14 protein-coding genes and 1 pseudogene are annotated in these 14,120 nt (G+C 68.3%); 9 read left to right on the top strand and 6 right to left on the bottom strand.

Annotated features, from left to right (window positions below; all coding sequences use genetic code 11):
• Positions 1-7: 7 nt before the first annotated feature.
• Complete coding sequence (locus tag NA12_RS06860; RefSeq protein ID WP_084472408.1) at positions 8-490, top strand: MarR family winged helix-turn-helix transcriptional regulator; 483 nt, start codon at positions 8-10, stop codon at positions 488-490.
• Between the two features lie 19 nt (positions 491-509).
• Here NA12_RS06860 and NA12_RS06865 read toward each other — a convergent pair whose 3' ends face one another.
• Positions 510-767 (bottom strand): hypothetical protein, encoded by a 258-nt coding sequence (locus NA12_RS06865; protein WP_067447129.1) that lies wholly within the window; start codon positions 765-767, stop codon positions 510-512.
• A gap of 276 nt (positions 768-1,043) precedes the next feature.
• Between NA12_RS06865 and NA12_RS06870 the strand changes: the two genes are divergently transcribed.
• From NA12_RS06870 to NA12_RS06885, 5 genes and pseudogenes are all read left to right on the top strand, one after another.
• Positions 1,044-1,541: a MarR family winged helix-turn-helix transcriptional regulator gene (locus NA12_RS06870; RefSeq protein ID WP_067447131.1), complete on the top strand. Its 498-nt coding sequence runs from the start codon at positions 1,044-1,046 to the stop codon at positions 1,539-1,541.
• Between the two features lie 37 nt (positions 1,542-1,578).
• Positions 1,579-3,111 (top strand): annotated as a pseudogene (locus NA12_RS35015) (MDR family MFS transporter); the annotation flags it as partial.
• A gap of 198 nt (positions 3,112-3,309) precedes the next feature.
• Entirely contained in the window at positions 3,310-4,131 is an 822-nt protein-coding gene (locus NA12_RS35020) for an MSCRAMM family protein (protein ID WP_243654957.1), read from the top strand.
• 71 nt (positions 4,132-4,202) lie between these two features.
• Positions 4,203-4,949, top strand: a complete 747-nt coding sequence (locus NA12_RS06880; protein ID WP_243654958.1) for a YceI family protein — start codon at positions 4,203-4,205, stop codon at positions 4,947-4,949.
• Positions 4,950-5,227: 278 nt separating this feature from the next.
• Positions 5,228-5,914 carry a hypothetical protein gene (locus tag NA12_RS06885; protein WP_132369893.1) on the top strand — a complete coding sequence of 229 codons (687 nt, stop codon included), beginning with the start codon at positions 5,228-5,230 and terminating at the stop codon, positions 5,912-5,914.
• On the opposite strand, the gene NA12_RS33540 is transcribed toward NA12_RS06885, so the two are convergent.
• Genes NA12_RS33540 through NA12_RS06900 form a run of 3 tightly spaced genes read right to left on the bottom strand, consistent with a single transcriptional unit; the run spans position 5,915 to position 9,968 of the window.
• Positions 5,915-7,237 (bottom strand): hypothetical protein, encoded by a 1,323-nt coding sequence (locus NA12_RS33540; protein ID WP_067447137.1) that lies wholly within the window; start codon positions 7,235-7,237, stop codon positions 5,915-5,917. It abuts the gene before it with no gap.
• Entirely contained in the window at positions 7,234-8,580 is a 1,347-nt protein-coding gene (locus NA12_RS06895) for a hypothetical protein (RefSeq protein WP_067447140.1), read from the bottom strand. The genes NA12_RS33540 and NA12_RS06895 overlap by 4 nt, the downstream gene beginning before the upstream one ends.
• Positions 8,574-9,968 (bottom strand): hypothetical protein, encoded by a 1,395-nt coding sequence (locus NA12_RS06900; protein ID WP_132369895.1) that lies wholly within the window; start codon positions 9,966-9,968, stop codon positions 8,574-8,576. The genes NA12_RS06895 and NA12_RS06900 overlap by 7 nt, the downstream gene beginning before the upstream one ends.
• Before the next feature lie 60 nt (positions 9,969-10,028).
• Here NA12_RS06900 and NA12_RS06905 point away from each other — a divergent pair, with 60 nt between their 5' ends.
• Positions 10,029-10,316, top strand: a complete 288-nt coding sequence (locus tag NA12_RS06905; RefSeq protein ID WP_371855975.1) for a LuxR C-terminal-related transcriptional regulator — start codon at positions 10,029-10,031, stop codon at positions 10,314-10,316.
• A gap of 81 nt (positions 10,317-10,397) precedes the next feature.
• Positions 10,398-10,799, top strand: a complete 402-nt coding sequence (locus NA12_RS06910) for a hypothetical protein (RefSeq protein WP_067447144.1) — start codon at positions 10,398-10,400, stop codon at positions 10,797-10,799.
• Between the two features lie 6 nt (positions 10,800-10,805).
• On the opposite strand, the gene NA12_RS34580 is transcribed toward NA12_RS06910, so the two are convergent.
• Positions 10,806-11,081: a LuxR C-terminal-related transcriptional regulator gene (locus tag NA12_RS34580; RefSeq protein WP_067447146.1), complete on the bottom strand. Its 276-nt coding sequence runs from the start codon at positions 11,079-11,081 to the stop codon at positions 10,806-10,808.
• A gap of 254 nt (positions 11,082-11,335) precedes the next feature.
• Between NA12_RS34580 and NA12_RS34390 the strand changes: the two genes are divergently transcribed.
• A complete protein-coding gene (locus tag NA12_RS34390; RefSeq protein WP_084472414.1) occupies positions 11,336-12,568 on the top strand; it encodes a TetR/AcrR family transcriptional regulator in 1,233 nt (410 codons plus the stop codon).
• Here the strand turns inward: NA12_RS34390 and NA12_RS06925 are convergent.
• Positions 12,555-13,973 carry a phenylacetate--CoA ligase family protein gene (locus NA12_RS06925; RefSeq protein WP_067447150.1) on the bottom strand — a complete coding sequence of 473 codons (1,419 nt, stop codon included), beginning with the start codon at positions 13,971-13,973 and terminating at the stop codon, positions 12,555-12,557. The genes NA12_RS34390 and NA12_RS06925 overlap by 14 nt on opposite strands.
• Between the last annotated feature and the right edge of the window lie 147 nt (positions 13,974-14,120).

Consider the following 14,120-nt stretch of genomic DNA (forward strand, 5'->3'; position numbering starts at 1 on the left):
GCTGAGTATGGCAACCGCGTCCGCCGGGCGGTCCGAGACCGCTCGCACCATCGCAGCCGGTATGCGCAGGTACGGAGCGGCTTCGGCCAGGCTCGAACAGGTGGCCGCCGATGAGGCCGGCCTGACGTTGAGCACCTGCGAAGCGAACTTCGTGCATCTGTTGCAGCTGCACGGACCGCTGACCGCGGGTCTGCTCGGACAGTTGACCGAAGGCACCTCGTCGGCCACGACAACGGGCGTCATCGATCGTCTGGAGAACGCGGGCTATGTCGAACGCACGCGCTCCACCACGGATCGCCGCAAGGTGATCGTGTCGCTGCGGGACGAGCGATTCGAATCCGACGACGCCATCCGTGAGCAACGGCTGGCAGGGGTTCTCACCGAATTCGACGACGCACAGCTCACGGTGATCGCGGATTTCCTCACTCGTCTCGCCGATGCCGAATCGACGGCCGCCACCCCGGCGGGTTTCACCCCACCGCCGAGCTGACAACCACTCGGTGTGGTTGTCAGCACCGCGCGAAGGCGTCGGGAGCGAACAGCGACAGTACGGGTCGGCCGCGAGTCGGCACCGGTAGCGGGCCCGCCACATCGTAGACGCCGTGGTGGCGAGTGGCGCGGACCCGTGCGGTGTCGATGTACACGCTGGTAGCCCGGTCGGCGACAACGGCGTCGAAAGCGTAGTCCTGCCACAGATTCCGCGCGATCACCCCGGCATCCAGCGTCGCGGCGATACCGATGTCGACCGGCCGCGAGAGGCCGCGCACCTCCCACGCTCGCGCCCCCGGCCCCCTCCGCGACGGTGTGATCGCGGGCGCCGAGCACCAGGCCGCCGCCACGTGGCGCCACCGTTTGCAGGCTGGCGACGGCGCGAGCCAGATTCCACGGGTGCTCACGGTGGTTGGCCGCGGCGACCGAAAGCCGGGTGCGCGGAAGCCGGGGCGACAAGACCTCCGCGAGAATGGTCGGCAGTTAGTTGCTTACTACAAGCAATCTGATATATAGTTGCATTCTGCAAATAAATACCTTGTCCGGGAGTAGTCATGGCAGTGTCACCCGATACGGCTCAGAGCCTGATCAGAGAGCTCTATTTCATGGGCCGGGCCATCCGTGCCGCCCTCTCCCATCCGGACGAAGGCGACCTGCTTCCGGGCGGCATCGGCGTGCTGGGCTCGCTCGAGGCCGGTGGTCCGTGTCGGCAGGTGGATCTCGCCGCGGACTTGTGCATCAGCCCATCGACACTGAGCAGGCATGTCGCCGAGCTGGTGCGCTCGGGCAACATCGCCCGCCACGCCGATCCCAGCGACGGCCGGGCCACCCTCATCCAGATCACCGAGGAAGGGCGCGATCTGCTGCGGCGCGTCCGCATATCGCGGGCACGGGGATTGCAAACCGCGCTCGCCGATTGGACCGAGGACGAAGCCGAACAGGCCACCTCGGTGGTGCTGAAACTCAGGAATTCACTGGCCACAGTGGCGCCCCACACCGCGGTGGGCGCGCACCGGCCGGATTCGACAGAAAGTCAGGAAGTGGATGTCTAATTCAGTCGAGGCGGGGACGCGGAGCGCCCCGGCCGTGATGACCCACCGTCAAGTCCTCGAGGCTATGACCGGGCTGCTGGCGGCGCTGTTCACCGCACTGCTCAGCACCACGATCGTTTCCACCGCGCTGCCCACGATCATCGGCGACCTGAATGGGTCGCAGACCGCGTACGCCTGGGTTATCACCACCGCACTGCTGGCCAACGCCGCGTCCACCCCGATCTGGGGCAAGTTCGCCGATCTGTTCAACAAGAAGCTGTTGGTCCAGTCGGCCATCATCATCTTCGTCATCGGTTCGGTGATCGCGGGCTTCGCGGGCAATGTGCCGATGCTGTTGGCGGCACGCGTCATCCAGGGCATCGGCATGGGCGGACTGACCGCGCTCGTCGTCGCGATCATCGGTTCCATCGTCTCGCCGCGTGAACGCGGACGCTATTCCGGCTACATGGGTGCCGTGATGGCGGTGTCGATGTCGGGTGGGCCCATCCTCGGCGGCGTCATCGTCGACAGCCCGCTCGGCTGGCGCTGGTGCTTCTTCGTCTGCGTGCCACTGGCCGTGATCGCCTTGGCGCTGCTGCAGCGGACCCTGCGACTGCCGACCGAACGCAAGGACGGGGTGTCGATCGACTGGCTCGGCGCCGCCCTGATGACGGCCGGTGTGTCGGTGCTCCTCATCTGGGTGTCGTTCGCGGGCAAGGCGAACTACTACGCGTGGTTCTCCAAGGAATCGGCGCTGTATGTCGGCGTGGGCGTCGTGCTGCTGCTCGCGACCGTGCTGGTCGAATCCCGAGCCAAGTCGCCGATCATCCCGCTCTCGATCGTCACCGAGCGCACCACCGGTCTGGCGATCATCGCCTCGATCGCGGTCGGCATCGGCATGTTTGGAGCGACCACATTCCTCGGCCAGTACTTCCAGACCGCGCGCGGATACTCGCCGACAGTGGCCGGTGTGCTCACCATCCCGATGGTCGCGGGCATGCTCGTCGGATCGACCGGTTCGGGACAGCTGATCACCCGGTTCGGGAAATGGAAGGGGTTCGTCGTCACCGGCGGCGCGCTGTTGGTGGTCGGATTCGGGCTGCTCTCGACGATCGATCACGCCACCGAACTGTGGCTGGTCGGCACCTACATCGCCCTTGTCGGACTCGGCGTCGGCATGATGATGCAGAACCTGGTGCTGGCCGTGCAGAACACCGTGAGCGTGCACAACATCGGCGCGGCATCGAGCAGCGTCGCGTTCTTCCGCACATTCGGTGGCGCGATCGGCGTCTCGGTGCTGGGATCGGTGCTGGCCACCCGGGTGAGCGAGCTGTCGACAGCGGGTTTCGCGAAGATCGGGGTAACGACCAGTTCCTCCGGCGGCGGCAATCTGAACCTCCACAGCCTGCCCGCCCCGGTGGCGACGATCGTGCGCTCCTCCTACGGTGACGCGACCGGTCGGATCTTCCTCATCGCCACGGGGGCTGCGGTCCTCGCCCTGATCGCGACCGCGTTCCTTCCGAACCGTCCACTGCGCAGCACCATCGATATCGATCCTGCCCAAGACCCGACCACGAAAGAGTCTGCGGCGCAGAATAATCCGGCTGATTCGGACAAAATGTCACCGCTCGACGCCGAACTCGCCGTACTCGCGGAGTCGAGCTGGGACCAAGACCCGGTCTGGGAAGACGCTGAGCGAGTGTTGACCGAGTCCGCGCTGGTGCCGGCCGCTTCGGCCGGACGTCACGCATCGGCAGATCAGAACGGTCATCGAGCGCACCGGGTCGATATGTCGTCGCCGTCCGTTCCGTCCACCGGCACCTCGTCCGAGGCCGGCATCAACGGTGCGACGGTGGCGGGCCACGTCCGCCGCGAGGACGGTCATCCGCTGCCGGGCGCGGTGTTGACGTTGATCGATCAGGATGGTCGACAGGTCGCGCGGGCATCCAGTGCCGCAGATGGTGGCTACACCATCAGCGCACCGCGGTCGGGTGGTCATGTGTTGATCGTGTCGGCGACGGGCCACCAGCCGACCGCGCTCAACGTGTCGGTCGGTCAGCGGACCCAGCGGATGGATGTGGCGCTGGTGGGATCCGGCGAGCTGTCCGGTGTGGTCCGTAGCGCGGGCAACGGGTCGCCGCTCACGAGCGCCACCGTCACCTTGACCGACATGCGTGGTGAGGTGGTCGGAGCCGCGGTCACGGGCGTCGACGGCACCTACGTGTGCCACGGCGTCGTGTCGGGCGTCTACACGCTGGTCGCGGCCGCCGAGCACATGCGCCCCAGCGCGATCACCTTGACCGTGCCCGACAGTGGCGTGTCGCGTCAGGACATCGAGTTGACCGCGATGGCGGTGCTCGCCGGATCGGCGCAGGCTGACGGCGGGCGTGCGGTGCCGGACGTGCTCGTCACCGTGCTCGACGGTGCGGGTGAAGTGACCGCGTCGGTGCGCACCGACGAGAACGGCCGCTACGTCGTGACCGATCTCGCCGAGGGGCAATACACCGTGGTCGCTCGTGGCTATCCCCCGGTGACCGGGCAGGTCACCGTGACCGGTACCGAGGCCGCCTACGACGTGCGACTCGGTTTCGAGCTCGGCGATCGCGGATGAGCGGGCTGACCGCCCGTGTTCGCACCACGGAAGGGTGGCCGGTGCCGGACGCGGTGTTGACGGTGACCGACATGACTGGCCGCCAGCTCGCCCGTGCGGTTGTCGACGAAACCGGAGTGGTGAGCACCGACCCATTGCCCGCCGGTGTTCATACCGCGGTCCTCACCGCCGTCGGCTTCGGGCCGGTGGCACGGGTCGCGCAGATCTCCCCGGCGGGAACGGGCATGCTCGGCGAGGTGGTGTTGACGCCGACGACAGGGGCGGTGGCGTTGCCACCGCCGGGTCCGTGGACGATCGATCCGGCGCATTCGACGGTGATCGCCACCGCGCGTCATCTGGGAATCGCGAGCATCAAAGCGCGATTCGCCGAGGTGAACGGGCGACTCGAGATCGCCGAGTCGTTCGAGCGGTCCACCGGGCACGCCGAGATCGCGGCGGCGGGCATCGATACCGGCATCTCGATGCGGGACAATCACTTACGCTCGCCGGAGTTCTTGGACGTCGACAGATATCCGATGATCACTTTCACCGGTCACGGGTTGCGTCGCACCGGGGGTGACACCTGGGTGATGCCGGGCGAGCTGGCCATGCACGGGCAACACCGCACAGTCGATCTCGAAGTGTCGTTCGGCGGGTTCGGCCCAGATCCATGGGGTGGCGTACGCGCCGCCTTCCACGCCGAAACACTCCTGCGCCGCAACGACTTCGCGATCGACTACAACGCGATCGTGCGCACGGGAGTGGCCGCGGTCGGCACCACCGTCAAAATCGAACTCGACATCGAAGTCGTACAGGGCGAGCAGCTACCCGCGATCTAGCGGATTACCCACACTGCGCAGATCACGCCCCACAGTGTCGCCCATGGCATGTCGAAGGCCGCCGAATCTGCTGACCATTTCCGCCCTGGCAGCCGGCACCTGCATAGCGGTCCCCCATCCCCCACCGAGTCGGCATCCTGAGTGACCCGTGTGGGTCGAACGATCGACTGTTGCTGTCCAGTGGTGCGGCAGAGAATTGGGTGAGGATCGACGAAGGGTGATGCGGTGCGGTTGCGGGATTCTGCGCGGCTGAGTCGAATTCGGCTCCGAGGGTAGCGATGGGAAGCTCAGCATCATCGCGTTCGTTGGTGCCGTTCGCCGACGGAATGGTCGCCGCCGCGGCTTTCGGCGAGTTGGCCGGTTCGTCGTCCGAGGTCGATTCGAGCTCGATCGCGGTGTTCGCGGTATTCGTCGGGATCGCGGCGGCGGTTTTCGCACGGGCGAGTTATCTCATGCCGGTGGGTGAATTCTTCTATTCGGCGGTCGGGGTGATGGCGTGTATTCCGGTCGCTGCCGAATTCCTGCGTGGCACACCGTGTGACGCCGCGCCCGCGGCACTGCGGTATTCGGTATTCGCATTGCTCCTGGTGCTCGCGGGGCTGGGGTTCTTCGCGGCGGTAGTGACCGGTGGAATCGCGCCGAAGTTCGGGTTGCGGTGGTTCGCCGCCGTGGAGTTGTTGGCGGCGGCGACATCACCGTTCGGGATCGACGCGTTGCCGAACCCGGTGCCGGTGAGTGTGATGATCCTGATCGCCATGCCGCTGGGCTGGTTCGCGGCCCACCGGACGAAGGCAGTGCTCGACGGGGGAACCAGCGCGCTGGCGGCCGTGGCGATACTGATCGCGGCGTTCGCGCCACAGTGTGGGAACAGCGCGAACGCCAACGGGTTCGTCATGGTGCTGGTGTTCGTGGCGACGTTCGCCGGGGCGAGTGCGATCGGGGCAAGCACGCGGACCAGACGTTGATCAGCGTCGATGGGGGGCGATCGTGTGACTCAGGGATGCCCAGGTCAGGGGGCTTTCGGCGATATCGCCGGTGGCCTGCCACTGCTGGAGACGGTGGCGCTGCCAGTCGCGGAGTTCGGCGATGGGGTCGGGGCCCTCGTGGGCGCGGTCGACGCGCAGGCCGAGTTCGGTGGTGGGTTTGGCGGTGGTGCCGGGGCCGAAGTCGGCGAAGGCACGATTGGTCGGCAGGGTCCATCGGGTGGTGGTGACCAGGGCCGCGCCGGCATTCACCATCGCCACGACCAGGCCGAAGGTCTCGGCGGAGCGGTAGTCGACGCCACCCTCACAGGCGATCAGTGCGACGCGGGGCGGCATCGGCCACAGCCGGGCGCCCGGTTGCGGTTCGGTGTGTCCGTAGACGCGGTGCGCGGCGGCGTCACCGGCGAGGGTGCCCAACAGCAGGTCGATGGCCGCCAGCGGGCGATGATCGCCACTCGCGACGATCGGGTTGCCGTTCGGGTCGGGGCGGGTCAGCGGCTCGGCCATGCCCCAGTTCCTGCGGGTGTCGTGCAGGTGCAGGGCGGCCGAACCCGGCTCGTCGACAGCGGAGGAGATATGTCCGAAGTAGAACAGGCGGGAGCGTTCGGTGCGCAGGGCGGTCGCGAGGTCGCGGCGACTCACGCGCGCGGCGACACAACGGGCGCGTTCGGCGGCGGGTACTCGGCCCGCCGTCACGTAGTAGTCCACTCGGTCGGTGAAGTCGGTGTGGTCGGCGCGGTCGAGGACCGGGCCGAGGTGGTGGGCCTCGGCGCCGGCGGGCGTTCGCGGGTCGATGAGCAGCAGGGCGGGACGGTGCGCGCTCACCGACCATTCCGGTGGCAGGTTGTCTCGGCCCGCGTGTACAGCCGCCGGTGGCTCGTAGACGATGTCGGCGATCTCGAGCATCCGGTGCACGCTGTCGACGATCAGCAGCTCCCACGGCAGACTCGCGAGCCGAGCGCTCGGTGTCAGTCGTACCCTGACCTGTTCGCCGCGCGCGGCGCGGCGCGACAGTTGGGCGGCGAACGCGACGGGCAACACCGCGGCGGTCAGCGCTTCGGTGAGCTTCAGTTCGGCGTCTCGGTCGGTGTACGCACCGGTCAGCGCGCGTTCGACACCGTCGTTGCCGGTCTCCCCCGTCCGCAGCGCCGGCAGCGCGGCGCTCAGTTGTGCCAGCACCCGCTCCACCGTGTCAGCCGCGACGACGGCGTATTCGCAGTGGTCGGGTCGGTCCAGCCAGCGCCACGACAGGTAGGTGTCGCCCGCGTCGACGGCGCGCACCAGCACCTCGACCGGTGCGCTCACCGATCCTCCGACGGTTCGATCAGTTCACACAGCAGCACCGCACCCTGGCGCGGCTCGGTGCCGACGAGCACGGCGAGATAGGCGTCGATGGCGTCGAGGCGGGCTCGCAGGGCGCGCGCCACCGCGTCGGGGTGGTCATCGAGCAGCAGGTCGTCCACCAGGGCGCGCGCGTTGCCGACGGCGGTTTCGGCCGCCATCACCAGTTCGGTGAGTTCGGGTGAGTCTCCGGTGAGGTGGCGTCGGGTCGCGGCGGCGCGGTCGAAGTTCCAGCCTTCGAGGAGTTCGCGATCCACCTCGATCCCGGTTCGTCCGAACGCGGTGCCGCGCAACTGTTCCGGGTCGATCTCGGCGGAGAACAAGCCGAAGGCACGGGCGCCGGGCTCGCCGCGGTCGGGGAGTTCGGCGAAGAGGTCGCCGTTCGGACCGGCTTCGACGGGGGCGACGCCGAGGAGCCGACCGGTGGTCTCGTCGACTGTGTAGGCGAGCAGTTCGGTGGCTTCGGCGCACCACGGGTCGACGCCCGCCGCGAGCCGGGACCGCAGTTCGTACGCGCCCGCACGGTAGTCGACCCTGATGTCGGGTCTGGCCGCGCCCGGCCAGGCCAGGATTCGCGGGGGCAACACGGTGGGATCGGCCATCGCGTAGGCGGTGTCGTTCTCGGGGGCCGCGCGGTCGTGGGCGTAGGTGCCCGCGCCGACCAGGGCCGATTCGTCGACGGAGCGCCAATCGGTGAGCGCCGCGGACAGGTGCGCCTCCTCGACGCCGGTGAGTTGTTCGGCGAGGTCGGCGATCTCGCCACCCAGCCCCGTCGCCACCGCGGCCGACATCGCGACACGTACCAGTTCTGTTGCCGCCGCGGACAATTCACCATCTATCGCCTGCTCACCGAGAGCGAGTAGCGCGTACTCCCCATAGCCGAACAGTCGATGCGCGAGAGCGAGACGCCCACAACGATATTCGGCCATCGCCTCATCGAGCAGCAGTGCGCCGTTGTCGAGCGGGCGCAGGGTCCACCGGGCCGTCGCGGCGACGTGGGCTCGATGTGCCCAGATCGCGGGCAGCGTGGGGCAGTCCCAGCGCGCGATCGAGGGCCCGTCGGCGCGCGACGCCGCCACGAGCGACACGAGCGCGGCCTCGGCGAAAACCTCGCCGAGCGCGGCGGGATCGGCGCCCGGGTCGATCGACCAGCCGAGCGGATCCGCGGGCGACACGGGGTCGACCGCGAGCGAGATTCCCGCGTCCACCCGCAATTCCGCCGCGGGCAGTGCCGGGGTGCGCAGCGCCAACCAGCTCACCCCGCCGAGATCGTCGACGACGAGGTGACCCGTTCGGACGTTCACCATCTCCCGTCCTCTCCTTCGTCCGCGCCCAAGGCGTAGAGAACCGTCGCGGCGCCGTCGAATCGCGCGCCGATGTCGCGGGCGACCGTGGCGTCGAGGAGTTCGGCGACGTCATCGGTGTCGATCACCGAGGCCACCGCCATGAACAGGATGGCGTCGACCAGACGCGCCGCGACAACCGGGTTGCGCGCCCGCGCGGTGGGCGGACCGTCACCCCCGACAGCGTTCCAGTCGGCACGCACCATCGCGCGCAGATCGTCGAACGGGACGCGACCCGCCCCGCCGCGCAGCAGTTCGGCGGCGAGCGCGCGCTCCCACGACGGTGGGGCGACAGTGTCCAATTCGTCCGCGGCCCTGGACAAGATGTCGGTGTCGAGTAGTCGGCCGAACCCGGTCGGCTCGGTGGCCGAGTCCAGCACGGCCGGGTCGGCCACCGACACCTCGTGCCGTGCGGTGCGGTAGTCGGCGCGGGCGTCGTCGAGTCCCACCGAGCGCAGTTTGGTGTAGAGGATCGTCGCGTCGGTCAGTTCGCGGCCTTCGACGGCCCACCGCAGCATGGTCTTCCTGGCGCGCAGGTAGGCGTCCGCAAAGCGGGGGTCCTCGCGCACGGTCGGGTCGGCGGCGATCCGGGCCGTCAGCAGACCGTCCACGTGGCGCAGTTCGGCCGCGGTCGGCTCGCGCGCGGGTCGGTCGGGGTCGCCGTGGACGGCCAGCGCGGCGACCGCGGCGTCGAATGCGGCGAGCACCCGCTGATCGGCCTGGAAATCAGGGCGCTTGTCCAGCAGGTGGGACGCGTAGCGGCGCAGGGCGATCGACACGTACCGGTCCCGGTGGTCGTGGGGACGGGCGATGAAGGTGTCCGCGTCGGCCGCGGTGTCGATCACACCGCCGATCCCCGGATCAAGGCGTTCGCCCGCCATCGCCGCGCGCACCGTGGGCGGGACCACCAGCTCGTAGCTCTTCACCCGATCGGAGATCTTGTTCGGTATCCCGCGCGGACGGTGCTCGTGGGCGAGCAGGGCGAACTGGGCGCTGAAGCGGGCCAGCGGATCGGCGTAGTCGCCGTAGAGGCGCGAAACGGCCAGCCACCCAGCCGGTTCGTCGATACCGCTGTCGGTCCCGGCGAGAAACACCGCCAGCGCGCCGTATCGTTCGCGCACCCACTCGCGGGTTCCGCCGAGCACCCCGGACCAGCCCTTGAGTTCGTCGACGAACTCCTTCTTGCGTGGCTTGGGCGCCGCCGCCGCGTCGAACCACAGCCGAGCCAACCCGGTGCGCGACACCTCGGCCCGGGAACCCGTTCGGACCCACCACAATTCACGGATCCAATCCGGCTCGGGATATCGCTGCCCGGTCAGTGGAGGCCTCACCCCGCCGAGCATGGCAGCCATCGGCGCACCCCGCTATCGGTCGGCTGAATGACAGCCGTCCGGGGGATCGGTGCAGGCGGTATGGATATCGCGAATACGCCCGAACTGCGCGAGTGCCCCAACTGTGGGATGGCCCGCTTCACCCCCGCGCCGCTGTCGGCGCGCGAACGCCAAGTGCTGCGCACCTGGCTGTTGTCGGAGACGAAACAGCAGGTGACCCGGGAACTGTTCATCACCTTGGGGACCGTCAACACCCATCTGGGCCGCACCAGAACCAAGTACGCCGCGGTCGGCCGGGCCGCGACCACGAAATCGGCGCTGTTGGCCAGAGCGCTGCAAGACGGCATCATCGGTCTCGACGAACTGTGATGTCCTGCGAATCGCCGACTACACGACGACCCCACGCGGACAGCAGACTTGGGCGGTCGCGATGCGATAGAACGGAGGCAGATGAAACACCGGGCGGGCTACCAGATCACCGTGCCTACAGGCGCGCTCGGTGAGCTGATCGATGCTGTACACGAACTCGCGGTCGGCCCGCCCGCACCGACCTGGCGCACCGGCAACGTGACCTATCTCGGTCGGCCGTGCGTGCGTGACCGGCCGGTGCCCGCGACGGATCGATGCGGCCACGCCGTCGCCGCGATCGCGCTGACCCAGCGGAACTGCCCGACCGTCGATGTCGTCTTCGCGATCACCGAGGCGGTGGCCTACGCGGAATTCCTCTGTCGGTCCGGTCATGACGCGAAATCCCCCGATCTCGTCCGCCTGCGCGGCTTGGTGAGCACGACCGCCGCCGCACTCACCGCTCGCGGCATCCCCGCCACGGCCGACCCCATCGCCGACCGGTAGTTCGACTCAGAGCTCGTCGAGCCGAATCAACCCGTCCTGCAATGCTCGAGCGAGCAGCGACGCCTTGGTGGGTGCGGCGCGATCGACGGCCGCGAACTTGTCGCGAATCCTGGCCAGGTGGGTATTCACCGTGCCGATCGCGATATGTAGCGACTTGCCGACATCGGATTTGGTGTCGACGCGGATCCAGGTGAGGAGCACCTCCACCTCGCGGGGGCTCAATTGCGGTGCGATCAGCCCCAACTCGCTGGGTGTTGTCGCGACAACGGGTCCAACAGACATTATTGCTACCCTCCGACACTCGTTCGCTGCGGACGCCCGTCGATTGCTCGGGCGCCTGCAGTCCATCAAAGAGCAACTTCTCAGCGAGATCACTCCCGTCGGTGAACGTGCACGCTCTCAGCTGAGGGCAACTACTCTCACACGATGTAACGGGCGGCTCTCCTCGACGGACTATCACGCGGGGGGACGAGATCGCAGGAGAGATAACCATTTCCGTCGAGGACCCAATTTCCGCGCAGCTCGTCCGCGAGGGCGTGCGCGCGCTGGTCGAGCACCCGGAGCAGATCCTTCTGCGTGGCTTCCGCAGCGAGGAGGTGATCAACGCCGCCGGTGTCTCGCAGGCCACGTTCTATCGCCGATTCGCGACCAAGAACGCGTTTCTGCTCGCGGTGCTCGACGAAATACAGGCCCCCGCCGACTGCACCGTCGAGGCCGTTCGCCACACGGTCGCCGAGCAGGTGGCCGAGCACGCCAATGCCGGTCGTGCGGTGGTGCGCGCGCTCGCCGAACAGTATTTCGACGTCCTCACCGATCGCACCACCCTGACCAAGAACCTGTTGACCCATCTGTTCGCGACCGGCGATCCGCGCACCGCGCGCGCGGTCGCCTCGCACTTTCGCCGGCGCGACGAACTCGCCGTCGCCAGCGTCGATGTCGCCTTCGCCCGGTCGGGTGCCTCCCTGCGCGCACCCTTCACAACCAGGTCCCTCGCCGTCGCGCTCACCGCGCTGGTGGACGGATTTCGGTTGCGCACCGATGGCGATCCGAGCACCGTCACCACGAACCTGGTCACCGACACGATCGTCGCGCTGCTCAACGGCGCGATCGCGAAGCCGGATCGCCACGAGCACATCGACGACGTACTCACCGCCTACTACCCCACCGCCGACACTGCGGTGCTGCCACGCGATCTGCGTGCGGCGATACTCGGTGCCGCGCGCGAAGAGTTCAGTGCCCGTGGATATTTCGCAGCGTCGATGCAGGCGATCGGCGAGCGGGCGGGCGTGCCGATCGGCACGGTGCGCACCCTGTTCCCGAACAAGCCGCATCTGATCATCGGCGCTCTGAGCAAGCACGTCACCGAACTGGCCGAGGCGGTTGCCGACGACGTCAAGCTCGGTCGAGACGAACTCACGATCCTCGGCAACCATCTGCTACGACTTGCCCAGTTGACCGCGAGCGAGACCGCGTTCATGGACGCACTGCTGGTGGCGCTGGCCCACGACGCGCGGGGGGAACCCGACGGGCTGCTCTCGCTGCGCGAGAAGGTCGATCTACCCGCCGTCATCGCGCCGGTGATCGCCACGGCCCAGGCCAAGGGCGTGCTGGCCGAGCTCGCCCCACCCGACGAGCTGGCCGCGACGATCACCAATATCCAACTGCACCGGTGCTTCACCCGTCGGGGCAACCCGCCCGAGGAGAACACCGCGTTCATCGTCGACCTACTGCTGCACGGTCTGCTCCGGGACTCGCCTACGCCTCGCTGACCCGCCCGTCGTGCTTGATCGCGTACCGGAATTCGGGGCTGCCGAAGGGCCGCAGCTCGACCAGGGGTTCGGCGCGCGTGCCGATGCGGGTGCGCAGGTCGCGGTATTCGCGGCTCGCCTCGGTGACGGTGTGCACGAACACCGAGCCGACGGCCACAGCGAAGGCTTCGTCGAGGGCGCGGTCGGGGCGCAGTTCGACCAGCAACCGGAGCCGGTCGCCGCCCGCGGGGTCGAGGTCCTTGTCGAGGACGAATTTGCCAGTGAGTTCGCCGCTGAGCCGCGGATCGGTGAGCGCGGCGCGCACGGTCTCGGGCGCGAACTTCACCGAGTAGAAGCTCACGGCCACATCGGGGCGCCCCCGCAAGGCGATGAAACCCGCTGTGGGCGTATTGGTTCGGACCCGCTGGTCGTGTCCGGCCGCGAGCAGCGCCTGGCCCACTTCGGCCGCCGTGTGGACCGAACCGATGTCGTTGATCCGGTAGCGCACCAGCGGCATCGCGTTGGCGACGGTGCACAGCAGAGCGCCACGGTCGTCGGTCTCGACGTAACGGTAGGTCGGATCGTATTCGACGAAGGTCGGCAGCACCGGGTCGGCACCGAACATTGCGTCACGAAAGGTGCTGTCGCGCTGGGCGAGTCGGCGGATCGTGATCGAACTCGCCGTCTCGTGGCCGAACATGCCCGCGTCGGCGGCGCCGTAGATCAGGCAGGAGTCTTGCGGGCGGTCCGGTTTGCCGAGCAGCGACAGCAGGTTGTCACGCCACGGCTCGCTGATGGCCTCCCCGGCCATCAGGACCTTGATGTCCTGGTCGAGCACGGCGGCGGGGGCACGATCGAGGACGTCGCGCACGAAGGGCGGGTAGCCGGCGAGGACGATCTGGCGGTAATAGGGGCCGAGTGCGGCGATGTCGGCGCGGATCAGATCGATGTCCATGCCGGGGGTCGCCACCGAAACCCGCAGGTCGCGGCGATGCAGGTCGGCGACCGAACGGAAGGTGTAGGTGCCGCCGATCCAGTCGCCCATCGAGAAGCCGACCACGACCAGCGTGGACGCGGTCTCGGCCCGGAACCCGCGCAGGATTCGGGCGTGCAGGTCGACGCCGTGCTCGTGGGAGAGTTCGTCGCGCGCCCAGAATGTGGGCGTGCCGGAGGAACCCGAACTCGATGACCACGTGCCCGCGCCGGTGATCGCCCCGCCGCTGATGAGTTCGTGCGGCGGGTAGGCGCGGATGTAGTTGTCCTTGGTGACCGGGGGCACCTCGGCGAAGTCGGCGGGAGTGCGCACCGCGTCGGCGTCGATGCCGTTGTCACACAGGAACTTCGCGTACGCGGGCACCGTGCGGGCCGCCTGCTGGAACACTCGCAGAGCCTGAGCGAATCCTGGCCGGGTCAGAGTGGAAATCATCGCGACTCCTCGTCGATTTCGCGAGCGGCCGTGCTGCCTCTCGCGAAATCGACACCGATCCCCCGGATCTCGCCGGGTCGGCGTCGGTGTCGGCTGTTCACCCGACAGACAGGGATTCGGGCCTGTGGCAGGGTCGACGAACGCGGG

This window comes from Nocardia alba NBRC 108234, from assembly GCF_001612665.1.
GTDB classification, from domain to species: domain Bacteria; phylum Actinomycetota; class Actinomycetes; order Mycobacteriales; family Mycobacteriaceae; genus Nocardia; species Nocardia alba.